We start from the raw sequence: 26,306 nt of genomic DNA, 5'->3' as shown, positions 1-26,306 counted from the left end.
TGGCAGACTACCCTGCAGCACAGCTTTGGACTAAGGGCTATCCTGCCATTGGTTATCCAAATCGGGGAGCACGTCATCGCCATACACCACGCGATAGTCAGTCTCGATCAGCCAGCCCGGTGCATATTATTCCAACAAAGCATCAGTTATTATCTATTTCCCCTTCTCCTGTGGACAGCCAACAGATCCATGAGTCTGCCATCGCCAGGCCGTTCTATGCTGCACGCAATATGGTTAATTGATGATGGTGAGACTATATGGCCCCGGCTCAATCCAGCTGAGGGGAGGGGGCCGTAAAAAATAACGGCCACCTCCGACATGTACATTTCATGATGGGTCGTACAGCTGTGTGATAATAAATGAGAGCATCCCCACGTTATGGAAATAGTGAATGTGATAGCGAGATATTTTTCAGGTATCTGAATATTGAGAAATATTTATTATTGAGGTGCCTGTCACACCCGCCAATTCTATTTTACAGAGACCACTGATAACCTCCTCATCCCAATTTAAAGAAATAACGATCTGGTGTGATTGGGCCGTAATCCGTGCTGTAAAAGGGGTGTTTTATATGTCGACAATATTGATCCTGGTGGTGGTGGGGCTGGTTGCCTACGCCATGCTCAAGCGATTCAACCCGCAGGCAACTTTGCTGACGGCGGGCCTGGTGCTGCTGGCCTATGCCCAGTGGGCGGGGATCAGCAATATTCTGCCTGCCGAGAACAGCCAGGGATTCTGGTTCTTCGATCTGTGGGAGAAGTTTGCCATGGTGACCAACTCCCGTCTGGCCTCCACCGGTCTGACCTTGGTGGCGATCGCCGGTGTGGCAACTTACCTCAATCAGATTGGTGCCTCTGCCGCCCTGGTCAAGGCCACGTCCAAGCCGATCATGGCACTCAAGAACCCCTATGTGTTGCTGGCCATAATCCTGCTACTGGTCTCCATCCTCTATGTCTTCATCACGGGGGCGACGTCGCTCTCCCTGCTGTTGATGGGCACCCTCTATCCATTGCTGCGTAACGCCGGGATCAGCGCCAAGACGGCGGTGGCGACCATCGTCATTCCCACCGCCTGGGAGTTTGGCCCCGGCCAGATCAATGCGGTGATCGGTGCCAAGGCGATCCATATCGAGGTGATGCCATTTGTGGTGGATCACCAGTTGCTGTTCCAGATTGCGCTGCTGGTGACCATACCGTTCGTCAACATCATGTGGCAGCGTCACTGTGACCGCAAAGAGGGGCACGATGCTGCCGCCGAGCGGGGCAAGTATCTGCACGAGCTGGAGGCAAAACACGAGAACACACCTGGCTACTACGCCCTGCTGCCAGTGATCCCTTTCGTGTTTCTGTTCGGCTTCTCCGAGCTGTTTGTCAGCGCCATCAAGATGACCATCCCGGTGGCCATGATGTCGACCATGACCCTCTGCATCATCATTGAGGCGCTGCGTTACCGCTCTCTCAACAAGGCATTTGCCAACTTTGAAGCCTGGCTGACCGGTACCGGCATGATATTCGGCAGCGTCTTGACCCTGATGCTGGCGGCCGAGTTCTTCTCTGCCGGTCTCACCAATATCGGTGCCATCACCCAGCTGATCGATCTGGCCAAGTCCTTCGACCTCAACCCCCTCGGGCTATCGCTGGTATTCTCCCTCTTCATCCTGTTGACCGCTTTCATCACCGGCTCGGGCAATGCCCCCGTGATGGCGTTTATTCCCATAGTGCCGCTGGTATCGGGCCAGTTCGACATCAACCCGCTGCTGCTGCTGCTGCCCATCCTGTTTGCCGCTGGGATTGGCCGCACCATCTCGCCGGTCGCCGGGGTGATCATTACCGTCGCCGGCATCGCCAACCTGAGCCCGGTGGATGTGGTGAAACGCACCTTCGTGCCCATGATGGCGAGCATGGCTGTGGTGATGGTGCTGACAGCGATCCGCTATATCTGATTGATAAAATAAATACGCGAGCGCCTGCTTTTAGCAGGCGTTTTTCAGGGACAGTCCGAATTACATGTTAAAAGGCCAGACTTGGCGTAGGTCAGTTGCTCTCCATCATATCTAAGACGCTCGTTACAAACGGCCACCATGAGACGACCTCCTGCCTGTATCACCACACAGTATCTCTCATCGGCCCCCTCTGTAGAGGTGTGTGCTAATCGGATTTTTCCCTTCGGACAGGTATCATCATTTCATAAACCGTCTAGGGAAGCATAAAGATAGGTGATCGCCCTCTTTAGGTGGACCAGTGCCCTTATCTCACCCCACAGCTCGAGGTACCTGCTCGGTCACGCAGTCGCACCTTTCGGCAGTGTCATGCCTTCCTGTAATGGCATCTCCTGTTACTGCTTGAACATGAACCATGGGGTATCGACCCACCTGGTATACGAGGTAGTTCCTCGACAAGCTGTTGGCTGTTGGCTGTTGGCCGAGGTGCTGATGACATGAAAAAAACCGGTATGGCAACAAGGGCAAGTGAGATTTCGGCACGTCTAACAAAGGGCATTTCTTTATTTTTCTTCATACTAAAGTCTCAAATGTTACCGGTGTTTTTGGTGAGATATCTCGTGCATTAAGCTGCGCCTTTAGCATGAATTAATCAAAAAACTGGCCATTATAATTATAGGGTGGCGTCTGAACATCTTAATTTCGGCGGCATTAAGGTGGCATTCAGCTTTCCCTATAAAAAACGAGCAATGACCGAGCGGAAAAAAATTTTATACTATCAAACTACGATCGAATATGTCGAGGGAACGTTCCCGTAAATGAATGTTCCACTGTCGAAGGCCGCCATTGCAGGGTAAAGTCCTGTTTTTTATGTTATAGTAGTCGTTGATGTTGTAAAAATCATGATTAATAGTTTTTGTTTTGCTATTATTATGTTCAACAGGAATTCGCTCCTATGTGAGTTCCGGTTGACGTAGTTTTGCTTCAATTGAGTCGATTCATATTGTTACTTAATTGATGGTGACCAAGTTTCTATCGGCGAATATTTTAAGTTGTGCCCTCTGGGTTCAATTTTGGCGGAGCCTACCCGATAATTATCCATTTCCAGTGTGCGTCTGCAATCTACATGGGAATCAATCAATATGGGGCGATGGTACCTTGGCTGTCACAAGACAGGAAAACACAATGCATTCAAAGTTCAGATGTTCCTGACTCGTCTGAATGTGGAAGTATTTATCCCCGAGATCTGTTGTCGTCAGCCAAGATCGGATCGTCCTGGCCATTTCAGATCGGTTTTGGAGCCATTGTTTCCAGGCTATCTATTTATTTATTTTGATCCTGAAGTGCACCACACCTCAAAAATTGCTGCCTGCCCTGGCATGAGCCACCTTGTTCGGTTTGGCGGGATGATAAGTCCTCTGCATGAAGTAGTGGTCGATGAAATAATGCAACTGATGATGACTGTAAATCCTGATGTGGCTCTGCCAATGAGTACTGAAATGAGTCGAGAGAATCAGGCTAAAAAAAATAATATTCTCACCGAATCACAGCGTCAGCAAATACAGCGGGTCGTTGAGGAAAAGGATGGGATGGCACGCAGTGCCCTGCTCTATGCATTGGCAGAGGCAATTAAAAGCTGATTTCAAACTTACTTGTGGCCTATTTTAGATGCCTTCTATTATGACTGTTTAAGCTTTAATTAATAAAACTGTAATAAATGAAGAGTAGAATCAGGTGTGAGGTATGTCATGAAAAAAGCCGACATGAAAAAAGAGCGTGTATACCAGGCGTTATTGTCACTCTGTCCGACGATGGCGGGGAGTCTACCAGATTATAATGACTGGCCCAAGACACGAGAAATTGCAGACGCATGCGACAAGACCATTTATTCTGCACGCTTGTACTTGTTGGCACTTGCAGATGAAGGCAAAATCTTTTGTTCGTATCAAAATGTTAACAACTCCTTGCGCTGGTATCCACGCCTGCGTGAGGTTCATGGAGCAATCATACCCACTGACATTGACAAGTATGGGCTATCGATAACGGCAGGTTGAGTTATAAATCCATTAGTCTTTAATATTGGTATGTCTACCTTGCATCGGTAAAGCGCTGGGCGTCGCTAGCAATTTACAAAATATATTAATGAGTAGACTTGTAATTAAATTAAGTTTAATGGCATTAAAATTCATTGGCTTTAGTTATTTTATTATAATAATGTAAACCATCAGGGACGTGAACTATCAGGGCAGCCCGTGTCAGGGGTATATAATATCGGAATTATACATTGGCAATGCTTGCATTCTAATGTGCGCTTGTTTATTTGAAATGACCTTTATTTTCTTGTCATACATTAAGATTCAGAACGCAAAGTTCGTTCAGAAACCCTGGAGTAGATAAGTTTTATATTTATTGTTTACACATTCATTTGAGGTTTAAAAGTTTTTATGAAAAAGCCCCTGTTAGCCGTAGCTGTTGTTCTGTCCTCTGGTATGAGCCTGAATGCGTTCGCTATCGAAGCGCCGACTGTTGTTACCGGTGGCACCGTTTATTTCAACGGTGAAGTCGTGAATGCGGCATGTGCGGTGAGCTCTGACTCCATGGATCAAACCGTCTATCTGGATCAGGTACGTACTGCAGCGTTCAACTCAACGGCGGATGCACCTGCGAACCAACCGGAAAGCTTCGAAATCAAACTGGTTGACTGTGATTCTACCGTGCAGGCCACTGCCGCGGTGTCGTTCAGCGGTACGACCGTGGGCAGCAAGACCTCGGTGCTGGCCAACACGGCGGGCGCAGGCGCTGCCCAGGGTGTGGGCTTGATGCTGATGGGACCGGATGGTGCAGTACTGGAGCTCAACACCGGGCTCCCATCAAGCAGCGTGTCGGTCATGGATGGCACTACCATCATCCCCTTGACGGTCGATTATATCTCCACCAGCACAGTGGTGACGCCGGGTCCCGTCAGCAGCGTGGCCAACTTCAACGTGCATTACGAATAAATAGGGCGGCAGGTAACTTAGAGTGAAAGGGTGACTCGCCAAGCGAGTCACCCTTTATGACAATGTTCCAAATTTATATGGCATGGGGCCCTGATGTCCCGTGTCAGCAGTGTATGAATTTTATTCCCCGTTATCACTTCCGCCTCCAACCTCGATATTTCTCGTCAGTCAGGGCGCGCCCCAGCGGCGCAGTCTGACCAGATGCGCCTGTCTGAGATGATACAGCCTTGCTGCAAAGGCAACGTGAAAGATCATTGCCACCCACAGTGGAGTGAGCACGAGGTGAGCCGGTACCGGGGACTCGCGTGAGCGAGGCAAAAATCCCTTTTGATGGTCTGGGTCCAATACCTCATAGGGACATCATCCTGTTATCGGTCATTGCGAAGAGGTCAGTCGGTGCGAAGAGTATTGCAGGGGACGTTGTCGTCCATTCTGGGAGTGACGATGTCGCTCGGTGCCGCAGCAGATGAGGGCAGGAAAGTACGTACTGCCGGTGATATCAACCTTGAAGGTCGCGTCGTTTATTCATCCTGCGCCGTTGGTGCCCCTGAAGTTGCCCAACCGATATCGTGGCAGGAGGGGCGAGCCATGTCAGCAGAGTGGACGGATGCGAAGCTGTTTGATATTCGGCTGAGTGAATGTATCTCCTCGGTCAGTCAGCATGTGACGGCCAGTTTTATTAGCGTCGAGGAGAATGAGGGTTCGCGTTTCGTTGTCAGCCCGAGCGAGGACGAAGACGAAGCCTGGGATTGGTCCGATGGTCGTGTGGTCATCCGGGTTGCCAATGCACCGACACTCTTTCATTCAGTGAATGGCCCCGTCTTCCGCTTCCAATCCAAATTCAAGTTTTTGGTGCCCATGTCCAGTGAGTCACCCATCAGTGTTCCTATTTATTTTTTAGTCGCCTATCCCTGAGAGGTATTTATGATAGCGCACAAAAGCATCTATTCACTATTTGTAGGGGCTGCCCTTTTCTTTATTACTACAACCGTGCATGCGGGCGGGGTAGTGCTGGGTGCCACGCGCGTGATTTATCCTCAGGGTAATAAACAGGTGTCACTAGCGGTGACCAACACCGATGAGAAGGCCATCTTTTTGATCCAATCCTGGGTCGCGGATAGTGAGGGGAAGAAAATCAATGATTTTGTGATAACGCCACCTCTTTTCAAATTGATGCCAAAGAAAGAGAATACCCTCAGAATTATTTATGTGGGGACTGATGCTCTGCCACATGATCGTGAAAGAGTGTATTACCTCAACACCAAAGCCATTCCATCTGTGCCTGAAGAGGCTCAAAGCAGCAACACCCTGCAGATTGCTACTCAGAGTGTCATCAAATTATTCATGCGCCCTCAGGGATTATCAATGTCTGCGGCAGAAGCACCCACGGCCCTGCGTTGCAACATTGAAGGTGGCATGCTAAAGGTTCGCAATCTGTCGCCCTATTTTGTCACCATGGTTAATTTGAAGATAGGCGAGAGCAAAGTAGCTAACATGATGGTGCCACCACAAGAAACGAAGAGCGTCAATGTCGGTAACCTGACTGGTAATGTGGTGTTTCAATCAATCAATGATTACGGTGCTCAAACCAAACCGTCCATTTGCCCTAAATAACGATGGATGGAACTCATGTCGTATTCGAAGTCACTGGCCGTATTGTTGGTGGGGTGGGGCGTAATCTCTGATGTTCAGGCTGACGTCCAGTTTAACCCCGCATTTTTATCCGGTGATCCATCCTCTGTGGCGGATCTGGCAGCATTTGAAAATAATGATCAGTTACCGGGGAGCTATCGGGTCGATATATTTCTTAATGGCCAGTTTGTTGATACCAGGGACGTGGTCTTCGTCGCCAGCACATCCGAGAAGGATGGTGATGGTCTGAGCCCCATGCTCTCTGTCGCTGAACTGATTGCCCTGGGGATCGATGCACAGGCACTGGCTGAATCTCAGCCAGTCATGGCAGAGGGCTCTGCCGAGCCCGTCGATATTCGGACCCTGATCCCGGGGGCCGATTTTGTATTCTATTTTGAGCGTTTGCGGCTCGATCTGAGTATTCCACAGGCTGCCATGACGCGGCGCGTGCAGGGCGAGGTCTCAGAAGATCTTTGGGATGAGGGTATCAACGCGCTGATGTTGAACTATATGTTCAGTGGCAGCAACAGTGTCGGCAAGGAGGATATCGGCGACGATTATTTCATCTCGCTGAATACCGGTCTCAATATGGGGGCATGGCGTTTCAGGAATTATTCTACCTGGAACAAGGGGGATGAGACCAACGAGTTGCAGAGTGTGAGCAATTATCTCGCTCGGGCAATTATTCCATTGAAGAGTGATCTTGTGATTGGTGACAGCAGCACCGGCTCAGATATATTTGACAGTGTTGCTTTTCGTGGTGTCCAGTTGGCCTCCGATGAACAAATGTACCCCAGCAGCTTGCAGGGCTATGCACCAACGGTGCGCGGTATTGCCAAGAGCAATGCCAGCGTGACCGTCAAGCAAAATGGTTTCGTCATTTATCAGACCCATGTCCCACCGGGTCCATTTCTGATTGAGGATCTATTTGCTACCTCGACCAACGGTGACCTCGATGTTGAAGTAAAGGAGAACGATGGCAGCATCAGCCATTATGTAGTGCCTTTTGCATCCATCCCGAATTTACTCCGCGAAGGTCGAGTGAAATATGATGTTACCGTAGGGAAATACCGTTCTGGCAGCGATGCGCAGGAAGAGCCTGAATTCATTCAGGGTTCGCTTGCCATGGGTGTCCAGGAAACGGTGACGCTCTTTGGTGGCACACAACTGTCTTCAGACTATCAATCCTTTGCGGTAGGCATTGGTAAAAACATGGGAGACTATGGCGCTATCTCGGCCGAGTTATCTTATGCAAAAACGGTATTGCCGGATGACAGTGAGACAGACGGGCAATCAGTTAGCCTGCTCTATGCAAAGTCATTGGTAAATTTTGGCACAGACCTGCAGTTATTGGGTGCCCACTATTCGACACAGGGATATTACACCTTCGCCGATAGTACCTATAAATCCATGTCTGGCTCTCTTGAAGAAGACGACAACGGCTCGGATGGTTCTGACCTTGATGATGAGCCAGCAGGTCGCTACGACCTTCATTATGCAAAGCGCGGCAGAGTGGAAGGCAGCATATCCCAGCAAATTGGTGATGCTGAATCGCTCTATCTGAGCGCGCGAGTGCAGAACTATTGGGAAACCGATGAAGCGGATAAATATCTGCAACTTGGCTACTCCGGTGTCTGGAGTGACGTCACATATTCGATCGCATACAGCCATAACCAGAGTGCCTTTGAGGTGGAGGAGGACAAGGTCATCTCGCTGAACCTCTCCTTCCCCATAGGGAGATGGTTGTCGACGGCTGATGATTACTCCTCTGCCTATGCGGACTACGGTGTCAGTTACGATGCCAATGGCCAGGTCACGAATAGGGTGGGGCTGAGCGGGACCGCATTGGAAAATAAGAATCTGAATTACAGTGTGCAGCAGGGGTACACCAACCAGGGTGTGGGTGCCAATGGCACTGCGAATATTCAGTACCAAGGCTCCAAGGGCAATATTGAGCTCGGTTATAACTATAGTGAAGATAATCAACAAATTACCTATGGAGGGGGGGGAGGCTTGGTGGTGCACGCGGACGGCGTGACATTTAGCCAACCCTTGGGTAACACCAATATTCTGGTGGCAGCCCCAGGAGCCGAGGGTGCCGAGATTGAAAACACCATAGGCACGCTCACCGACTCTGATGGCTATGCCGTCATCCCTTATGCGACCAGCTACCGTTTGAACCGTGTCGCGCTGGATGTGAATTCATTGCAAGCAGATGTGGAGGTGGATGAGGCTGTGGCGCTCGTGGTGCCGACCAATGGTGCACTGGTGCGCGCCGAACTCGAAACCAAGACGGGGGGGAGAGGGCTGTTCACGCTGACATTCAATGGCAAGTTTGTTCCCTTTGGGGCCAGTGTGGTCAGTGAGACTGAAGGCGTATCGGGCATTGTGAGCGAGGATGGCCTCGTCTACCTGTCCGGACTGGCCAATGAAGGCGCGTTGGCTATCCAGTGGGGTGAAGGCCAGGATCAGCGTTGTGCGGCCAATTACCAACTGCCAGAGCCAGCGACGCAGGAGCCCATCACCCGCTTAGCCATCGAGTGCCGTTAGGATAAATATATTATTATCAGCAATTCATTTGGTTGCTGGTTATCTGTTCCTGTCTTTTAAATGCAAAGGTGTGGGTGATGAATGCTGTGCTTTATTTTTCAGCCGACCGGAATATTCTAATTGATATTGATGGTAAGTATGCTTTCACTAGAGTAATTCGGGTGGCAATCACTGGCAGTTTATGGTGCTCTCTTGTTTTGAGCGTGTTTCATTCGTCAGATATTGTGGCCAAGACTTATTTAGGGCCACCAGGCAGCCAGATAAATATCTCTGTGCCTGAAGGAAATAATGAGCCTTATTTGGTGGCGAATGCGGGATTGACGGCCTCCAATGTTTGCCACCCCAGTGATTCTACTATCAAAGATAGTGAGGGCAGTTTTTTCAGCTATACCGCGGCCACGGCGCATACCGTCGTATTTAATGGCAAAGTGCATACGCTCATGTCAACTGGTAATCCCTATTTTGGGGTCATAGTCCCGACCAGGGATACCTCAGCCCCAGACAGTGATGCCGTCCCCCTTGCCTGGACGTTCACGACTTGGTATCCGACTCCCAACGCCACGCGGGCACCTGGCACAGATGCGATTGATGCAAGATTTCGTTATGTCTTGTATGCCATGCCCGGTGAGCTGCCAGCAGGCAGTTATGTGATTCCGCAAATGGAGGCGTTTTTGGGTGTTGATTGCCGAGATAGTGAAGGGAAGACATATCAAGATCGCGTCGGGCAGCGGGCCTTCACTGTCAATGTCGCCGCCCGGGGGTGCGATGTGACTTCTCCGGCGAATACCTACATCGACTTTGGCGAGTTGAGTACCAGCGATTTTTCGGCGGTGGGCAGCACCACCAGTACCATTTCCAGCATGATCAACTTGCAGTGTGATCCCAATGTCGAGATTAACGTCACCCTCTCGGACCAGACCGACCCGAGCAATAGAACCGATATAGTCGGTTTGACTGCTGCCAGTACCGCCCGTGGGCTGGGCGTTCAAGTCGTGAACCCAGGGGCAGGCAAGTCTTATTGGTTGGGGCCCGATGACGCCAGCAATCATGGTATCAATCAAGTTTTATTGGGCTTGAGTGGCGCCAATGGTGGCGCATTCAACTTCCCCCTCGGTTTTCGGTTTGTCCGGACCGGGGAGATGACGGCCGGTACAGCGACTGCCCTCGTGGGTGTCACTATGTCCTATCAGTGAGGCGGGGATGATGAAAAGCAGAATAGCCACGACTGTCGGTCTCGTCCTTTGCGGTGCCGCCTTCTTCGCAGAAGCGGCAGATGTCACTGTGGAGGTGCGTGCCACCCTTGTTCAACCAGGCTGCGTCATCAACAACAACGCGGCAGAAATAGTGGACTTCGGGACCTTCCCGTCCAACAGCATCCGGCTGGGCGCACCGCCCTCCCAGCCCGGATTGATCCAGACGGTCTCTATGCCCATCGCCTGTGTGGACATGGGCACGCCGGTGACGCTGCGGGTGAACGCGGTGGCCTCGGCGGATAACCCTTTACTCATCGAGACGGGCAAGCCTGGCCTGGGGGTGGCGCTGTCGACCCAGAGCGACGTGGCCGACAGCGCCTACTGGATCCTGCCCAATACCGGCACCTTGTCGGTGACCTTGCAAGACGGGTATGGAACAGTGCTCTTCTATGCGGCACCCATCGGCACCGGACAGTTGCCTGAGCCCGGCACCTTCACCGCCCAGGCCGTCTTGAATGTGGAATACCCATAAGCCGCTCGGTGGCTGCCACGATCCGGCCAGAGACTCTGGTCATGCCGCGCCCTCTGCGGCATCTGTTTGACCCCATGCCTGCTCTGGCGCCCACAGCTCACCCTGCTCGATGCTTCGGTGAATTCGGTTCTCTCGTTTTCATTTGCATCCTGTGATGGCGGACCATGACGACCAGGTCCCTATGTGCACCTGACGGGCATCTGTTGCGTCGGAATGGGTGCTTGCCACCTGCTCTGTCGCACAGACGACCGGGCAAGGATAGCCAGAAGCACAAGATGAACAGCTTATTAGGATTTACGATGAAAAAATTATGCAGGTGGGTATGCGCGTCGATGGCGCTCTTGTTGTTGGCCGCATGCGGTGGCAGCGATGGCGACGATTCGTCATCTACGGACTCCGGGAGCGGTGCGACTACCATGGTCTCCTTGCAGATCACCCCGCCCCAGGGGCGTATCCCGGTGACGCTGACGCAGCAATATGTGGCGCAGGCGGTGCTGAGCGACGGCAAGGTGCAGGATGTGACGGCCCTCGGCGACGTCCAGTGGCGCAGCAGTGACAGCGCCATCGCGACCATCACGAGCGCGGGCCTGGCGACCGGGGTCGCACCGGGCCGCGTCACCATCACGGCGTCGGGGATGGGGGCCAATGGTGCCCCCGTCGAGGCGAAGGCACAGCTGGAGGTCAGCAATGCCCAGGCCACCGGGCTGCAGGTGACGCCGCCCCACGCCAGGGTGGCAGCCGGCCTGAACAAGCAGTTCACCGCCATCCTGCAGCTATCCGATGGCACCACCCTGGACGTGACCCACGACCTGAACTGGAGCAGCGATGATGCGGGCACCGCCACCGTCGCGCAAGGGTTGGCGAGCGGGGTAGGGGCGGGCATGGCCAGCCTGAGCGCGAGCGGCCTCTTCCAGGGCAAAACGGTCAGCGGCGCGGCAGAGCTCACCGTGAGCGATGCCACCGTCACCGCCTTGCAGGTGACCCCCGCCATGACCACGACGGCAATCGGGCTGGCGCAGCCCTTTGCCGCGACCGCGGTGCTGTCCGATGGCAGCAGCCAGGTGGTCACTGAGTTCGTCAGCTGGAGCAGCACCGACACCGCCATCGCGACCGTCAGCAATGAGCAGGACAGATGGGGGCAAGCCAGGGGACTGAGTGTTGGCAGCGTGGCCATCATGGCCTCGGGTTACTTCAATGGTCAGGATCTCTCCGGCACTGCGCAGCTGAAGGTGAGCAGCGCCACAGTGACCGGCCTGCAGCTGACCCCGCCCCGGCTCAGGGCGCCGGTCGGCTTGCCGCAACAGTACAGCGCGACCGCCATGCTGTCCGATGGCAGCAGCCAGCCGGTGCTGGATGCCAGCTGGCACAGCAGCGAGCCAGGTATGGCCACCATCAGTGCCGCCGGCCTGGCCACGGGGGCCCATGCCGGCACCGCCACCCTCAACGCCAGCACCAGCGTCAACGGCCAGCCCTTCAGCGGCAGCGCGCAGCTGACAGTGACAGACGCGACCGTGACCGCCTTGCAGGTGACTCCGGCCAGGGGCTCGGTCCCCATCGGCCTGGCCCAGCAATACGACGCCACCGCGCTGATGTCGGACGGCACCAGCTTGCCGATGACCGACAGTGCCAGTTGGGTGAGCGACCCGCTCGTTGCCACCGTGGATAAAGGGCTGGCCAGCGGGGTGGGGGTGGGCACCACCGACATCACTGCCACCGCCGTCGTCAATGGCGTGCAGGTCAGCAACCAGGCACCCCTGACGGTGACCGGCGCCGAGGTGACCAACCTGGAGGTGAGCCCGGGCATCGAGGCGGTGCCCGTTGGCCTTAGCAAGGCGTTCACGGTGCGCGCCTGGATGTCGGACGGCACCAGCCAGGAGGTGACCGGCAACAGCAATATCAGCTGGAGCAGTGACGACAGCGGCATCGCCACCGTCGATGGCAGCAGCGGGGTGGCGACCGGGGTGAATATTGGCCCGACCTACATCAGCGCGGCGGGCAGCATCAATGGCCTGTTTCTGAGCGACAGCGCCTCACTGGCGGTGGGTGATGCCGTCGTGATGGGGGTGGAGGTCACGCCGGATCCGGCCACGGTGCCGGTTGGGCTGAGTGTGCAGCTGACCGCCACCACCCAGCTGTCCGACAACAGCACCCAGGACATCACCAGCACCGCCAGCTGGGGCAGCGACGACATCGGGGTGGCCACCGTCATCGGCGGGCTGACGACCGGGGTGAGCGTGGGCGGCGCCAACATCACCGCCACCGATAGCGCCAGCGGCCAGTCCGGCAGCGCGACCCTGAATGTGACCGGCGCCGTCATGACAGAGCTGGCCGTGACCCCCAAGACAGCGACAGTCTCGGTGGGGCAAGATCAGCAGTTTGGCGCCACGGCGACCCTGTCCGATGGCAGCAGCCAGGATATGACCAGCTCGGTCAGCTGGAGCAGCGGCGATCTCGCCGTCGCCTCCATCGGCAGCAACACCGGGCTGGCGACCGGGGTGGCGCCGGGCAGCAGCACCATCACGGCGATGACGTTGGATGGCTCGGGGCTGAGCGACACGGCCGAGTTGACGGTTACGGCCGGTTGTAGCACCGAGACCCTGACCGATGGGGCAGGCAAGACCTGGAGCTGTCCGCTGACCCAATCGAAGGCCGATGCCGATGGTATCGCGTATGACGGCACGTTTACCGAGAATGGCATCAGCTATGCCCTGCTGACTTGGCCGCAGGCGAGTGCCTACTGCACCGGCCTGGGGGAGGGCTATTACCTGCCGCTTGTGGCGGAGATGGAGGCTTTGTATGACGAATTCGGTAACCTGGAAGATTACGCTGGCTGGCCGACCAACCAATCCTACTGGTCGGCCACCGAGGGGGTGAATGCGGGGACTCACCACCTCATCAATATGAGTCAAGGCAGCGATAAAGGTCCCTACGGTGACACCTACGTTCAGCATGTGACTTGTGCCAAGCTGCCTCCGCCCAGCGTGGTCTCCCTGGCCCTGACGCCAGCCACCGCCTCGATAATGGAGTGGACGAGCCAGCAGTATGTCGCCACCGCGACCCTGTCCAACGGGGAGACTCAGGTTCTGAGCAGCGGCGTCGCCTGGAGCAGCAGCAACACCGCCGTGGCCACCGTCAACAGCGGCGGTTTGGCCACGGGGGTTGCCATAGGGAACGCCGTCATCACCGCGACGATGCAAGATGATTCCTCTATCAGCGCCACGGCGCAGCTGGAAGTGGTCTGGGATGGCTTGCCGGATTGGACCGGTTGTGTGAAAGGCATGATCAATGCGGGAGGGCTGACGTTTACCTGCCCTATGACCAAGGAAGAGGCGGAGGCTCTTGGCATTCGGTGGTATTCGACCTATACCGAGCCCAATGCCATGGGGGAGAATGTGACCTATATCCTTTTGACTATTGAAAACCAAATGGCAAGTGGCTACTGCGCTAGCTTGGGGGAGGGTTTCTACCTGCCCTCCATAGATGAAGTGGAAAGCCTCTATGATACATATGGAAACATGGAAGTTTATGCTGACTGGCCGAGTTCAAAGCTGTACTGGTCGTCGACGCTGCAAAACGACAGCTCTACTGGCATAGACTCGTATAAGAGTACTGACATTGCATATACCGGGCAGACTTATACGAATTACGCAACCACCCCTCTACTTGTGACCTGTGCTCGACCCGCGCGTTGACTCTGGGCTGGCGGGGTCATGCCCCACCAGCCATTAATCACTGTCCTGTGCCGGCAGGCAGCAGAGTGATTTTGGCTGGTGACCAACGCTCACCCTCAAGCGCAGGGGCGCATGGCGAGGAGGGATAGCGAGTCTGGCGGCAGCCGGCGTGCGGACAGCCGGGGTATATGGGCTGTCCGCCTCGATGCCATAACGGTGTCAGCCGCAGATCCTGACAGGATGTGACAGGTAGCATCCTGCTTGTCTGCCTTTATGACGTAATGGAGTACAAAGCCCAAGTGACCCTATCACTTGGGCTTTTTTGTGTCTGGATCCGTCGGTGCGTCGCCGGGGGAGGCTATCGGTCGGCGGTGATCGGTGACTACACTGGCTGGGTTGCAAGGACGGAGGGCATGTGCGCGGATTGGCGCAGTAGCAGGATCACACAGAGGGAATGGCCGATGGTTGTCATATGGAAGAAAGCATTGCTGTCAGGGGGGCTGTTGCTGGTGGGCCTGGTGTCGGGTTGCGCCAACTTCGCCCCGACCCATATCGAGTATCTGAGCCAGGATCCCCCGCCAGGCACCATCCCCTATGGGAGGGTCGTCTATGTCGACGACGGCCAATGCCCGGATGGCCAGGTGAAGCGGCTGATCGGCGGCGATGCGAGCAAGAATATCCCTCGCCACGTGGAGTGCGTGCCGCGCCCCCAATAGCTGGCGGATAAGCAGGGGCCCTTGCCAGCGGGCAGGGGGATGTCAGGCCCCGATAGGATCATCACCATAAAAAGGCCCAAGCGATTGCTTGGGCCTTTTCATTTCGATGGCGGAAGGACTTGCCGGGGCTAGAAGGCATCCCCCGGCACCCGCACCCAGCCTTCCATCAGGATGCGGGCGGAGCGCGACATGATGGCCTTGGTCACCGTCCACTCTCCCTGCACCCGCAGCGCCTGTGCGCCGACCTTCAGGGTGCCTGAGGGGTGGCCGAAGCGCACGGCCTCGCGCTCGCCGCCACCGGCGGCCAGGTTCACCAGGGTGCCGGGAATGGCCGCCGCGGTGCCTATGGCCACGGCGCAGGTGCCCATCATGGCGTGGTGCAGCTTGCCCATGGAGAGGGCCCGTACCAGCAGATCGATCTCGCCAGCAATAATCTCTTTGCCGCTGGCGGCGCGATAGTCTTTGGGTGATGAAACGAAGGCAATCTTGGGGGTGTGCTGGCGGGTCGCCGCCTCGGCGGCCGTCTTGATGAGACCCATGCGCAGGGCGCCGGCAACCCGGATGGCCTCGAAGCGGGCCAGCGCCTCGGGGTCGCCGTTGATCGTCTCGCGCAGCTCGGTGCCGCTATAGCCGATCTCCTCCGCATTGACGAACACGGTGGGAATACCGGCGCTGATCATGGTCGCCTTGAGGGTACCGATGCCGGGCACCTCCAGCTCGTCGACCAGATTGCCGGTGGGGAAGAGGGCGCCGCCGTCCTCGCCATCGTCGGACGGGTCGAGAAACTCCAGCACGATTTCGGCGGCGGGGAAGGTGACCCCGTCCAGCTCGAAGTCACCGGTCTCCTGCACCTGACCGTTGCTGATCGGCACATGGGCGATGATGGTCTTGTGGATGTTGGCCTGCCAGATCCGCACCACGCAGGTGCCGTCGTGGGGAATGCGGGCCGGATCCACCAGCCCGGCATGGATGGCGAAGGTGCCGGCCGCGGTGGAGAGGTTGCCGCAGTTGCCGCTCCAGTCGACGAAGGGCTTGTCGATGGCGATCTGGCCGTAGAGGTAGTCCACGTCGTGATCCGGCTGGCTGCTCTTGGCCAGGATCACACACTTGGAGGTGGAGGAGGTGGCGCCGCCCATGCCGTCCATGTGGGCAGAGTAGGGGTCAGGGCTGCCGATCACGCGCATGAAGAGCGCATCGCGGGCCGGGCCCGGCACCTGGCAGCGCTCGGGCAGATCACCTAAGCGGAAGAACACCCCCTTGCTGGTGCCGCCGCGAATATAGGTGGCCGGGATTTTCACTTGGCCTGGGTGAGCCACAGATGGATGGGCCATAAGGATCGTCCTGAATGAATCGGGTTAGAAGGGTCGATTCCCCCGCCCCGCAAGGGGAGGGGGAATACCATATATCAACTGGCGGCCTTGTGGGTGGTCGCCTCCAGGAAGTCCTGGGCGAAGCGCTGCAGCACGCCGCCGGCCTCGTAGACCGAGACCTCCTCGGCGGTGTCGAGGCGGCAGGTCATGGGCACCTCGAGCGTCTCGCCGTTGCGCCGGTGAATGACTAGCACGAGATCGGTGCGCGGGGTGCGTGCACCCTTGACGTCATAGGTCTCGGTGCCGTCCAGCCCCAGGGTCAAGCGGGTGGTGCCCGGCTTGAACTCCAGCGGCAGCACCCCCATGCCGATCAGGTTGGTGCGGTGAATGCGCTCGAAGCCTTCCGCCGCAATCACCTCTACCCCCGCCAGCCGTACGCCCTTGGCCGCCCAGTCACGGGACGAGCCCTGGCCGTAGTCGGCGCCCGCCACTATGATCAGCGGCTGCTTGCGGGCCATGTAGGTTTCGATGGCTTCCCACATCCGCGTCACCTTGCCTTCCGGCTCGATGCGGGCGAGGGAACCTTTCTTCACCTGGCCATCGACCACCGCCATCTCGTTCACCAGCTGAGGGTTGGCGAAGGTGGCGCGCTGGGCGGTCAGGTGATCGCCGCGGTGGGTGGCGTAGGAGTTAAAGTCCTCCTCCGGCAGGCCCATCTTGTGCAGGTATTCACCGGCCGCGCTGTTCATCATGATGGCGTTGGACGGGGAGAGGTGATCGGTGGTGATGTTGTCCGGCAACACCGCCAGCGGCCTCATGCCCTTCATGGTACGTTCACCCGCCAGCGCCCCTTCCCAATAGGGCGGGCGACGGATGTAGGTGCTCATCTCGCGCCACTCATAGAGCGGGGCGACCTTGGGGCCATGGTCTTCCTCTATGGTGAACATGGGGATATAGACCTGACGGAACTGCTCCGGCTTCACCGACGCCTTGACCACGGCATCGATCTCATCATCCGACGGCCAGATGTCTTTCAGGCGGATCTCGCGCCCGTCCACCACCCCCAGCACATCCTTCTCGATGTCGAAGCGGATGGTGCCCGCGATGGCATAGGCCACCACCAGCGGCGGCGAGGCGAGGAAGGCCTGCTTGGCGTAGGGGTGGATGCGACCGTCGAAGTTGCGGTTGCCCGACAACACGGCGGTGGCGTAGAGATCGCGATCGATGATCTCCTGCTGGATGGCCGGATCCAGTGCGCCGGACATGCCGTTGCAGGTGGTGCAGGCGAAGGCCACTATGCCGAACCCGAGCTGCTCCAGCTCGTGGTCAAGCCCCGCCTCCTTCAGGTAGAGCGCTACCGTCTTGGAGCCCGGCGCCAGCGATGACTTGACCCAGGGTTTGCGGATCAGTCCAAGCTGGTTGGCGTTGCGCGCCAGCAGCCCGGCGGCAATCACGTTGCGCGGGTTGCTGGTGTTGGTGCAGCTGGTTATGGCGGCGATGATCACGGCGCCGTCCGGCAGCAGGCCGTCGGCCTCCTGGGCGCGGGCCTTGTCCAGATCCACCGCTATGCCGCGGGCGGCCAGGTCGGAAACCGGCAGGCGGCGGTGCGGGTTGGAGGGGCCCGCCAGGGTGCGCACCACGCTGGACAGATCGAAGTGCAGCACGCGCTCGTACTGGGCATTCGCCAGGCAGTCGGCCCAGAGGCCCGCCTCCTTGGCATAGGTCTCCACCAGCTTGACCTGCTCGCTGTCACGGCCGGTGAGGCGCAGGTAGTCGATGGTTTGGCTGTCGATGAAGAACATGGCCGCGGTGGCGCCGTATTCCGGTGCCATGTTGGAGATGGTGGCGCGATCCCCCAGGGTCAGGGCGCCTGCGCCCTCACCACGGAACTCCAGGTAGGCGCCGACCACTTTCTCCTTGCGGAGGAACTCGGTCAGGGAGAGCACCACGTCGGTGGCGGTGATGCCGGGTTGCGGCTTGCCACTGAGCTCGACGCCGACGATCTCCGGCAGGCGCATCCAGGAGGCACGCCCCAGCATCACGTTCTCGGCTTCCAGACCGCCCACGCCCACCGCGATCACCCCGAGAGCGTCGACGTGGGGGGTGTGGCTGTCGGTGCCGACACAGGTGTCCGGGTAGGCGATGCCCCTGTCGTTGTGAATGACCGGCGACATCTTCTCCAGGTTGATCTGGTGCATGATGCCGTTGCCCGGCTGGATCACCTCGATGTTGCGAAACGCCTGCTTGGTCCAGTTGATGAAGTGGAAGCGATCCTCGTTGCGGCGATCCTCGATGGCGCGGTTCTTGGCAAACGCATCGGGATCGAAGCCGCCACATTCCACGGCCAGCGAGTGATCGACGATGAGCTGCACCGGCACCACGGGGTTGACCTGGGCGGGGTCGCCGCCCTGATCGGCGATGGCATCGCGCAGACCGGCCAAGTCCACCAGAGCGGTCTGGCCCAGGATGTCGTGGCACACCACCCGGGCCGGGAACCAGGGGAAGTCGCGATCGCGTTTATTCAAGGCGATCTGGCCGAGGCACTCGCCGAGGATGGCCGGGTCGCACTTGCGCACCAGGTTCTCGGCATGGACGCGGGCGGTATAAGAGAGTTTGTCCCAGGCGCCGGCCTGGATGGCTTCGACCGCCGCACGGGCGTCGAAGTAGTCCAGCACCGTGCCGGGCAGGGGCTTGCGATAGTGGCTGTTCATCACTTGCGATCCTTGAGCGGGACGAACACCAGATCCTCCGGGCCCACGTAGTTGGCGCTCGGGCGGATGATCTTGCCGTCGATGCGCTGCTCGATGACGTGAGCCGACCAGCCTGAGGTGCGGGCGATCACGAACAGCGGGGTGAACATGGCGGTGGGCACGCCCATCATGTGGTAGCTGACGGCGCTGAACCAGTCGAGGTTCGGGAACATCTTCTTGGCGTCCCACATGGTCGACTCCAGACGCTCGGCAATGTCGAACATCTTGGAGTTGCGCTGCTCCTTGCTGAGCTCGCGGGCCACCTCCTTGATCACCTTGTTGCGCGGATCCGAGACGGTGTAGACAGGGTGGCCGAAGCCGATGACCACCTCCTTCTTCTCGATTCGGGCACGGATGTCGGCCTCCGCCTCGTCGGGATTGTCGTAACGCTTCTGGATCTCGAAGGCCACCTCGTTGGCGCCGCCGTGCTTGGGCCCGCGCAGGGCACCGATGGCGCCGGTGATGCAGGAGAACATGTCGGAGCCGGTGCCGGCGATCACCCGACCGGTGAAGGTGGAGGCGTTGAACTCGTGCTCGGCGTAGAGGATGAGGGAGGTGTGCATGGCGCGCACCCAGGAGTCACGCGGCGTCTGTCCGTGCAGCAGGTGCAGGAAGTGGCCGCCGATGGAGTCATCGTCTGTCTCCACCTCGATGCGCTTGCCGTTGTGGCTGAAGTGGTACCAGTAGAGCAGCACCGAGCCGAGGCAGGCCATCAGCTTGTCGGCGATGTCGCGGGCACCGGGGTGGTTGTGGTCGTCCTTCTCCGGCGACACGCAGCCCAGCACCGAGACGGCGCTGCGCATCACGTCCATCGGATGGGCGGAGGGGGGCAGTTGCTCCAGCGCGGTCTTGACACCGGAGGGCAGGCCGCGCAGGGCCTTGAGTTTGGCCTTGTAGGCGGCCAGCTCGGCGACATTGGGCAGATGGCCATGCACCAGCAGGTGGGCGATCTCCTCGAATTCACAGCTGGTGGCGACATCGAGGATGTCATAGCCACGGTAGTGCAGATCGTTGCCGCTGAGGCCCACGGTACAGAGGGCGGTGTTGCCGGCGGCGGTGCCGCTCAGGGCCACGGATTTCTTGGCCTTGAAGACGGGGGGGGTGGTCTCGGTGATTGCGCTCATTGCTTGTCTCTCCTTATACATTTGAGCCTGCCGGCCGCCAGCTACCTGTCACAGACAGGGAGCGGCCGGCGGGTCTGTCATTCCTTGGTGAACAGGCGATCCAGTGTCTGCTCGTAGTGGTGGTAACCGAGGAAGTCGTAGAGCGCTTCCCGGGTCTGCATGCTGTCGACCACGGCGCGCTGGTGGCCATCCTGGCGCAGTTGCTGATAGACGTTGAGGGCGGCCTGGTTGGCGGCGCGGGCGGCGCTCAGGGGGTAGAGCACCATGTCGACGCCGTGATCGGCGAGGTGGCCCTTGTCAAACAGCTCGGTCTGGCCGAATTCGGTCATGTTGGCGAGGATGGGGACCCCGGCCGCCTGCTTGAAGCGGTCGTACTGGTCGAGTTTGGTCACCGCCTCGGCGAAGATCATGTCGGCCCCGGCGGCCACGTAGGCGGCGGCGCGCTCCAGCGCGGATTCAATGCCTTCCACTGCCAGTGCGTCGGTGCGGGCCATGATGACGAAGTTCTCGTCGGTGCGGGCATCCACCGCCGCCTTGATGCGATCCACCATCTCGGCCATGCTCACCACCGCCTTGTTGGGTCTGTGGCCGCAGCGCTTCTGGGCGACCTGATCTTCCATGTGGACGGCGGCGACACCGCCCCGCTCGAAGGCGCGGATGGTGCGGGCTATGTTGAAGGCGCCGCCCCAGCCGGTGTCGATATCCACCAGCAACGGCACCTGGGTGGCGGCGGTGATCCGCTCGGCATCGATCAGCACGTCGTTCATGGAGGTCATGCCCAGATCCGGCAGGCCGAAGGAGGCGTTGGCCACCCCGGCACCGGACAGATAGAGCGCCTTGAAGCCGCTACGCTCGGCCATCAGCGCCATGTAGGCGTTGATGGTGCCGACGATTTGCAGGGGTTTCTCGTTGGCCAGCGCGGTGCGAAAACGCGCCCCGGCCGAATGGGATAAGTTAGACATAGTGACTCCTTTCATGCTGCGGATATACCCATCTCACACTACGTTGACGTTAACGTCAATTATGCTTAAGTCAAAGGCCCGCCAATCGGCAGGCTCAGGCGGCTGCCTCTTGGATAATTCCATTTAATTCAATCAAGTATCTCTCATTGCCAACAACATGGGCGGTCGCCGTCGCGGCGCCGTCATGGTGGGTCAGGGCCGATTCTGGCGCCTTCCCCGAGGGGGGGCAACGAATTCGAGCGGGGTTGTCATGAGATGAAAAGTGGCTGTCGCCCGATGAAAAGCGGCCGTTTACGTAACCCCCTAGATTCAATCCGGACGAAGAGTTTCACTCACGAACGGATTGGAGAACTGAGATGGCCAACGCCATACGCTTTTATGAAACCGGGGGCCCGGAAGTGCTGCGCTACGAAGAGGTGGCGGTCGGTGAACCCGGTCCGGGCCAGGTCCGCCTGCGCCATGCCGCGGTCGGCCTGAACTATGCCGACACCTATTTTCGCAACGGCACCTACCCCATCCCCATGCCCAACGGCATGGGCGTCGAGGGGGCCGGCGTGGTGGAGGCCATCGGCGAGGGCGTCACTCATGTGGCGGTGGGCGATCGCGTCACCTACACCGGTTTCCTCAACACCCTCGGCGCTTACTCGACCGAGCGCCTGATCCCCGCCGCCCCGCTCATCAAGCTGCCGGACAACATAGCGTTCGAGACGGCGGCCGCCATGACCATGCGGGGCCTGACGTCCGCCTACCTGATGCGCCGCATCCACGACTTCAAACCCGGTGACAGCATCTTGCTGCACGCCGCCGCGGGCGGGGTGGGGCTGATCGTCGCCCAGTGGGCCAAGCTGCTCGGCCTGACCGTGATTGGCACCGTCTCCAGCGAGGCCAAGGCCGAGGTGGCCAGGGCTCACGGTTGCGACTTCACCATCGACTACAGCCATGAAGACGTGGCCAAGCGGGTGCGTGCACTGACCGACGGCGCCGGCGTCGACGTGGTGTTCGACAGCGTCGGCAAGAGCACCTTCCTGGGCTCGCTCGATTCCCTCAAACGCCGCGGCCTCATGGTCTGCGTCGGCACCGCCTCCGGCCCGATCGAGGGGTTCAACCCGCAACTGCTGGCGATGAAGGGCTCCCTCTATCTGACCCGTCCGGCCCTGGCCGACTACATCGCCGACCCGGCCGAGAAGACGGCCCTGGCGAATGAGCTGTTCGACCACGTGGGCAGCGGCCGGATCAAGATCGAGATCAACCAGAAGTACGCACTGCAGGATGCTGTGCAGGCCCACCGCGACCTCGAGTCGCGCAAGACCACGGGCTCATCGGTTTTCGTTATCTAGCAAGCGCGCGAGGCGGCCCCTCATGGGAGGGGCCGGCCTGCGAGGCGCATGGCGCAACAGACTTGTCATCGAGGGAGTGCATGACATGCGTGTAGAACAACTGACCTGCCATATCGGAGCGGAACTGAGTGGCGTCAACCTGGCGGATGCCGTTCATGATGAAGGGCTGTTCGCCGAGATCCGCTCCCTGCTGCTCAAGCACAGGGTACTGTTCTTGCGGCAGCAGGATATCAGCCGCAGCGATCACGTGGCCTTCGCCCGCCGCTTCGGCGAGCTGGAGGATCACCCGGTGGCGGGCAGCGATCCCGAGCATCCCGGGCTGGTGCGCATCTACAAGTCGCCGGAGGTGCCCAACGATCGCTACGAGAACGCCTGGCACACCGACGCCACCTGGCGCGACAAGCCGCCCTTCGGTTGCGTGCTGCGCTGCGTGGAGTGCCCGCCGGTGGGCGGCGACACCCTCTGGGCCAACATGGTGGTGGCCTATGAGAAGCTGCCGGAGGAGATCAAGCAGAAGATCGCCGGCCTGCGCGCCCGCCACAGCATAGAGGCGAGCTTCGGGGCGGCCATGCCCATCGAGAAGCGGCTGGCGCTCAAGGCCCAGTTCCCGGATGCCGAGCACCCCGTGGTGCGCACCCATCCGGACACCGACGAGAAGATCCTGTTCGTCAACGCCTTCGCCACCCACTTCACCAACTACCACACCCCGGAGCACGTGCGCTACGGGCAGGACTACAGCATGGGCGGCAGCGATCTGCTGCGCTATCTGATAAGCCAGGCCTATGTCCCCGAGTATCAGGTGCGCTGGCGCTGGCAGCCCAACAGCATCGCCATCTGGGACAACCGCAGCACCCAGCATTATGCCGCCATGGACTATCCGCCCTGCCACCGCAAGATGGAGCGGGCCGGGATCATGGGCGACCAACCCTTCTGATATCACGCCGGGCAGGGTTGCCCGGCACACAGCCAGTCTTCATTCAAGGAGAGAACAGATGCAATTCTTTGACGATTCCCTGCACCCGGAAAACATGGAAAAAGTGGTGATCACCGTGGCCCCGTACGGTCCCGAGTGGGCGCCTGGTGACTTCCCGGAAGACATCCCGGTGACCATGGAGGAGCAAATCCAGAAGGCGGTCGACTGCTACGAGGCCGGCGCTACCGTGCTGCACCTGCATGTGCGCGAGCTGGATGGCTCAGGCTCCAAGCGCCTGTCCAAGTTCAATGAGCTGATCGCCGGAGTCCGCAAGGCGGTGCCTGACATGATCATCCAGGTCGGCGGCTCCATCTCCTTCGCGCCGGAAGGCGAGGGGGAGGCGGCCAAGTGGCTGTCGGACGACACCCGCCACATGCTGGCCGAGCTGACGCCGAAGCCGGATCAGGTCACGGTCGCCATCAACACCACCCAGATGAACATCATGGAGCTGCTCTACCCGGAATACCTGGCGGGCACCTCCCTGGAGCACCCGGCCCTGAAGGCGGCCTACAGCGAGATGACGGTCCCGGCCGGTCCGGCATGGGTGGCCGAGCACCTCAAGCGACTGATGGCCAACGGCATCCAGCCCCACTTCCAGCTGACCGGCATGCACGCCATGGAGACCCTGGAGCGGCTGGTGCGCAGGGGCGTCTACATGGGGCCGCTCAACCTGACCTGGATCGGCATCGGCGGCGGCTTCGACGGCCCGAACCCGTTCAACTTCATGAACTTCGTCCACCGCGCACCGGATGGCTGCACCCTGACCGCCGAATCCCTGCTCAAGAACGTGTTGCCCTTCAACATGATGGCCATGTCCATTGGGCTGCACCCGCGCTGCGGCATCGAGGACACCATCATAGGCCAGCACGGCCAGCGCATGAGCTCGGTCGAGCAGATCCGCCAGTGCGTACGGGTCGCCCATGAGCTGGGGCGTGAGGTGGCCAACGGCAAGGAGGCCCGCGCCATCTATCGCATCGGTGTCCAGTACGACAGCATCGAAGAGACGCTGCAGGCCAACGGCATGGCGCCCAATCGCCGTGCCGGGGAAAAAGGCGTGCCACGGGGCGTCTGAGCCAGATGGGTCGCAGCTCGACTAAAGAGAGGCTGCGACCCCTATAACTCTGTTTGCCAAATGACGTTTGCCCTTGCAACATGCGGGGGGCGGGCAATTGAGTCATCTATCACCAAAGGAAGGCGGTGGGTGACTCGCAGGCTCGCTGCTTGAGTACCCCACCCAATTTGTCGTAGCACGAGGGACTGTATGGCTACCTATCATATCAATGACGATGTCGACGCTGGCAAGGCTGCCGTACCGCGTCGCTATGCCTGGATTGTGTTTGCGCTGACCTTTGGTCTGCTCATCTCCGACTACATGTCGCGCCAGGTGCTCAACGCCGTCTTCCCCATGCTCAAGGGGGAGTGGACCCTCTCCGATACCCAGCTTGGCCTGCTCAGCGGCATAGTGGCGCTGATGGTCGGGCTGCTGACCTTCCCGCTCTCCCTGCTGGCGGACCGTTTCGGTCGGGTGAAGAGCCTGGCCATCATGGCCATGCTGTGGAGCCTGGCGACCCTGGGCTGCGCCCTGGCCCAGAGTTACGAGCAGATGTTCATCGCCCGCTTCCTGGTGGGCGTGGGGGAGGCCGCCTATGGCAGCGTCGGCATCGCCGTGGTGGTGTCGGTGTTCCCGCGGGAGATGCGGGCCACCCTGTCCGGCGCCTTCATCTCGGGCGGCATGTTCGGCTCGGTGCTGGGCATGGCCACCGGCGGCGTGCTGGCCCATCTGCTGGGCTGGCGCTGGGCCTTCGCCGGCATGGCGCTGTTCGGCCTGCTGCTGGCGGCCATCTACCCCCTCATCGTCAAGGAGAAGCGGATCGCCCCGGCGGGAGCCCGGGCGGCGGGCAAGGCGCACGGCAAGCCGCTGCGCACCCTCTACTCCACGCGCTCCGTGCTCTCGGCCTACGTCGGCAGCGGCTTGCAGCTGTTCGTCGGCGGCACCGTGATCGTCTGGATGCCGAGCTACCTGAACCGTTTCTACGGGATGGACACGGACAGGGCGGGGGTGGTGGCCGCCATCATAGTGCTGTGCAGCGGCGCCGGCATGATCCTGTGCGGCATGCTCAGTGACAAGCTGTGCCGGGATCGACCGGATCGCAAGATCAGCCTGGCCATTGGCTATTGCCTCGGGAGCTGCGCCCTGCTGTCGCTGGCCTTCGCCCTGCCATTCGGGTTGCCCCAGCTGGCCCTCATCTGCCTTGGCATGTTCATCGCCACCGGCACCTCGGGCCCGGCGGGCGCCATGGTGGCCAACCTCACCCACTACAGCGTGCACGGCACCGCCTTCGCCACCCTGACCCTGGCCAACAACCTGCTCGGGCTGGCCCCCGGCCCCTTCATCACCGGCCGCGTCTCCGACCATATCGGCCTGGACAACGCCTTCCAGCTGGTGCCGCTCATCAGCATCGCGGCGGCGGCCGTCTTCTTCTACGGCAAGCGCCACTACCACAAGGATGTCGCCAGACTGGAGGGGGATTCCGAGCCACTCGTTGCCTGTGCCCCCGTCACCGGCGCCGCCCATACCACAGAGGCAAGGGCCTGAGTCGTACCTGAAGTGAGCTGTA

19 protein-coding genes are annotated in these 26,306 nt (G+C 59.0%); 15 read left to right on the top strand and 4 right to left on the bottom strand.

Going from position 1 to position 26,306, the window contains the following annotated elements; all coding sequences use genetic code 11:
• The first annotated feature begins 571 nt into the window (after positions 1-571).
• From dcuC to AACW18_RS13705, 11 genes are all read left to right on the top strand, one after another.
• Positions 572-1,942: a C4-dicarboxylate transporter DcuC gene (gene dcuC, locus AACW18_RS13755; RefSeq protein ID WP_218388981.1), complete on the top strand. Its 1,371-nt coding sequence runs from the start codon at positions 572-574 to the stop codon at positions 1,940-1,942.
• 1,139 nt (positions 1,943-3,081) lie between these two features.
• Positions 3,082-3,579 carry a transcription termination/antitermination NusG family protein gene (locus tag AACW18_RS13750; RefSeq protein ID WP_256351892.1) on the top strand — a complete coding sequence of 166 codons (498 nt, stop codon included), beginning with the start codon at positions 3,082-3,084 and terminating at the stop codon, positions 3,577-3,579.
• Between the two features lie 108 nt (positions 3,580-3,687).
• A complete protein-coding gene (locus AACW18_RS13745) occupies positions 3,688-3,993 on the top strand; it encodes a FaeA/PapI family transcriptional regulator (RefSeq protein ID WP_218388979.1) in 306 nt (101 codons plus the stop codon).
• 390 nt (positions 3,994-4,383) lie between these two features.
• Positions 4,384-4,938, top strand: a complete 555-nt coding sequence (locus tag AACW18_RS13740; RefSeq protein ID WP_218388978.1) for a fimbrial protein — start codon at positions 4,384-4,386, stop codon at positions 4,936-4,938.
• Between the two features lie 444 nt (positions 4,939-5,382).
• Positions 5,383-5,853 carry a hypothetical protein gene (locus tag AACW18_RS13735; protein WP_218329141.1) on the top strand — a complete coding sequence of 157 codons (471 nt, stop codon included), beginning with the start codon at positions 5,383-5,385 and terminating at the stop codon, positions 5,851-5,853.
• Between the two features lie 9 nt (positions 5,854-5,862).
• Entirely contained in the window at positions 5,863-6,552 is a 690-nt protein-coding gene (locus AACW18_RS13730) for a fimbria/pilus periplasmic chaperone (RefSeq protein WP_218388977.1), read from the top strand.
• 15 nt (positions 6,553-6,567) lie between these two features.
• Positions 6,568-9,120, top strand: coding sequence for a fimbrial biogenesis usher protein (locus tag AACW18_RS13725; protein WP_218388976.1), 2,553 nt, complete (start codon positions 6,568-6,570; stop codon positions 9,118-9,120).
• A gap of 77 nt (positions 9,121-9,197) precedes the next feature.
• On the top strand, positions 9,198-10,313 hold the full coding sequence (locus tag AACW18_RS13720) for a fimbrial protein (RefSeq protein WP_218388975.1): 1,116 nt from the start codon (positions 9,198-9,200) through the stop codon (positions 10,311-10,313).
• A 94-nt stretch (positions 10,314-10,407) separates the two neighbouring features.
• Positions 10,408-10,845, top strand: coding sequence for a fimbrial protein (locus AACW18_RS13715; protein WP_218388974.1), 438 nt, complete (start codon positions 10,408-10,410; stop codon positions 10,843-10,845).
• 416 nt (positions 10,846-11,261) lie between these two features.
• Positions 11,262-14,537, top strand: coding sequence for an Ig-like domain-containing protein (locus AACW18_RS13710; protein WP_218388973.1), 3,276 nt, complete (start codon positions 11,262-11,264; stop codon positions 14,535-14,537).
• Between the two features lie 440 nt (positions 14,538-14,977).
• A complete protein-coding gene (locus AACW18_RS13705; protein ID WP_218388972.1) occupies positions 14,978-15,232 on the top strand; it encodes a DUF6719 family protein in 255 nt (84 codons plus the stop codon).
• A gap of 128 nt (positions 15,233-15,360) precedes the next feature.
• Here AACW18_RS13705 and prpF read toward each other — a convergent pair whose 3' ends face one another.
• From prpF to prpB, 4 genes are all read right to left on the bottom strand, one after another.
• A complete protein-coding gene (gene prpF, locus AACW18_RS13700; RefSeq protein WP_218388971.1) occupies positions 15,361-16,563 on the bottom strand; it encodes a 2-methylaconitate cis-trans isomerase PrpF in 1,203 nt (400 codons plus the stop codon).
• 74 nt (positions 16,564-16,637) lie between these two features.
• A complete protein-coding gene (gene acnD / locus AACW18_RS13695) occupies positions 16,638-19,253 on the bottom strand; it encodes a Fe/S-dependent 2-methylisocitrate dehydratase AcnD (protein ID WP_218388970.1) in 2,616 nt (871 codons plus the stop codon).
• Positions 19,253-20,416 (bottom strand): bifunctional 2-methylcitrate synthase/citrate synthase, encoded by a 1,164-nt coding sequence (prpC, locus tag AACW18_RS13690; RefSeq protein WP_218388969.1) that lies wholly within the window; start codon positions 20,414-20,416, stop codon positions 19,253-19,255. The genes acnD and prpC overlap by 1 nt, the downstream gene beginning before the upstream one ends.
• 77 nt (positions 20,417-20,493) lie before the next feature.
• On the bottom strand, positions 20,494-21,378 hold the full coding sequence (prpB, locus tag AACW18_RS13685) for a methylisocitrate lyase (RefSeq protein ID WP_042652483.1): 885 nt from the start codon (positions 21,376-21,378) through the stop codon (positions 20,494-20,496).
• A gap of 356 nt (positions 21,379-21,734) precedes the next feature.
• Between prpB and AACW18_RS13680 the strand changes: the two genes are divergently transcribed.
• The 4 genes from AACW18_RS13680 (at position 21,735) to AACW18_RS13665 (ending at position 26,284) form a co-directional block, all read left to right on the top strand.
• A complete protein-coding gene (locus AACW18_RS13680) occupies positions 21,735-22,715 on the top strand; it encodes a quinone oxidoreductase family protein (RefSeq protein WP_218388968.1) in 981 nt (326 codons plus the stop codon).
• An 85-nt stretch (positions 22,716-22,800) separates the two neighbouring features.
• Positions 22,801-23,649, top strand: coding sequence for a TauD/TfdA dioxygenase family protein (locus tag AACW18_RS13675; protein WP_218329128.1), 849 nt, complete (start codon positions 22,801-22,803; stop codon positions 23,647-23,649).
• A gap of 58 nt (positions 23,650-23,707) precedes the next feature.
• Complete coding sequence (locus tag AACW18_RS13670; protein WP_218290865.1) at positions 23,708-24,760, top strand: 3-keto-5-aminohexanoate cleavage protein; 1,053 nt, start codon at positions 23,708-23,710, stop codon at positions 24,758-24,760.
• A gap of 189 nt (positions 24,761-24,949) precedes the next feature.
• Positions 24,950-26,284, top strand: a complete 1,335-nt coding sequence (locus tag AACW18_RS13665) for an MFS transporter (protein WP_218388967.1) — start codon at positions 24,950-24,952, stop codon at positions 26,282-26,284.
• The last annotated feature ends 22 nt before the right edge of the window (positions 26,285-26,306 follow it).

Source organism: Aeromonas sp. sia0103 (assembly GCF_963895295.1).
GTDB lineage: Bacteria > Pseudomonadota > Gammaproteobacteria > Enterobacterales > Aeromonadaceae > Aeromonas > Aeromonas encheleia.
The sequence above is the reverse complement of the archived record's forward strand: the minus strand, read 5'-3'. Positions and strand labels throughout refer to the sequence as shown.

What these genes read in the sequence shown, in the direction of transcription:
- AACW18_RS13730 (WP_218388977.1), top strand. Translation starts at nt 5,863, where the DNA reads ATGATAGCGCACAAAAGCATCTATTCACTATTTGTAGGGGCTGCCCTT.
- AACW18_RS13670 (WP_218290865.1), top strand. Translation starts at nt 23,708, where the DNA reads ATGCAATTCTTTGACGATTCCCTGCACCCGGAAAACATGGAAAAAGTG.
- AACW18_RS13665 (WP_218388967.1), top strand. Translation starts at nt 24,950, where the DNA reads ATGGCTACCTATCATATCAATGACGATGTCGACGCTGGCAAGGCTGCC.
- acnD (WP_218388970.1), bottom strand. Translation starts at nt 19,253, where the DNA reads ATGAACAGCCACTATCGCAAGCCCCTGCCCGGCACGGTGCTGGACTAC.
- AACW18_RS13680 (WP_218388968.1), top strand. Translation starts at nt 21,735, where the DNA reads ATGGCCAACGCCATACGCTTTTATGAAACCGGGGGCCCGGAAGTGCTG.
- dcuC (WP_218388981.1), top strand. Translation starts at nt 572, where the DNA reads ATGTCGACAATATTGATCCTGGTGGTGGTGGGGCTGGTTGCCTACGCC.
- AACW18_RS13735 (WP_218329141.1), top strand. Translation starts at nt 5,383, where the DNA reads ATGTCGCTCGGTGCCGCAGCAGATGAGGGCAGGAAAGTACGTACTGCC.
- prpF (WP_218388971.1), bottom strand. Translation starts at nt 16,563, where the DNA reads ATGGCCCATCCATCTGTGGCTCACCCAGGCCAAGTGAAAATCCCGGCC.
- AACW18_RS13705 (WP_218388972.1), top strand. Translation starts at nt 14,978, where the DNA reads ATGGTTGTCATATGGAAGAAAGCATTGCTGTCAGGGGGGCTGTTGCTG.
- AACW18_RS13710 (WP_218388973.1), top strand. Translation starts at nt 11,262, where the DNA reads ATGGTCTCCTTGCAGATCACCCCGCCCCAGGGGCGTATCCCGGTGACG.
- AACW18_RS13745 (WP_218388979.1), top strand. Translation starts at nt 3,688, where the DNA reads ATGAAAAAAGCCGACATGAAAAAAGAGCGTGTATACCAGGCGTTATTG.
- AACW18_RS13675 (WP_218329128.1), top strand. Translation starts at nt 22,801, where the DNA reads ATGCGTGTAGAACAACTGACCTGCCATATCGGAGCGGAACTGAGTGGC.
- prpC (WP_218388969.1), bottom strand. Translation starts at nt 20,416, where the DNA reads ATGAGCGCAATCACCGAGACCACCCCCCCCGTCTTCAAGGCCAAGAAA.
- prpB (WP_042652483.1), bottom strand. Translation starts at nt 21,378, where the DNA reads ATGTCTAACTTATCCCATTCGGCCGGGGCGCGTTTTCGCACCGCGCTG.
- AACW18_RS13725 (WP_218388976.1), top strand. Translation starts at nt 6,568, where the DNA reads ATGTCGTATTCGAAGTCACTGGCCGTATTGTTGGTGGGGTGGGGCGTA.
- AACW18_RS13750 (WP_256351892.1), top strand. Translation starts at nt 3,082, where the DNA reads ATGGGGCGATGGTACCTTGGCTGTCACAAGACAGGAAAACACAATGCA.
- AACW18_RS13720 (WP_218388975.1), top strand. Translation starts at nt 9,198, where the DNA reads ATGAATGCTGTGCTTTATTTTTCAGCCGACCGGAATATTCTAATTGAT.
- AACW18_RS13740 (WP_218388978.1), top strand. Translation starts at nt 4,384, where the DNA reads ATGAAAAAGCCCCTGTTAGCCGTAGCTGTTGTTCTGTCCTCTGGTATG.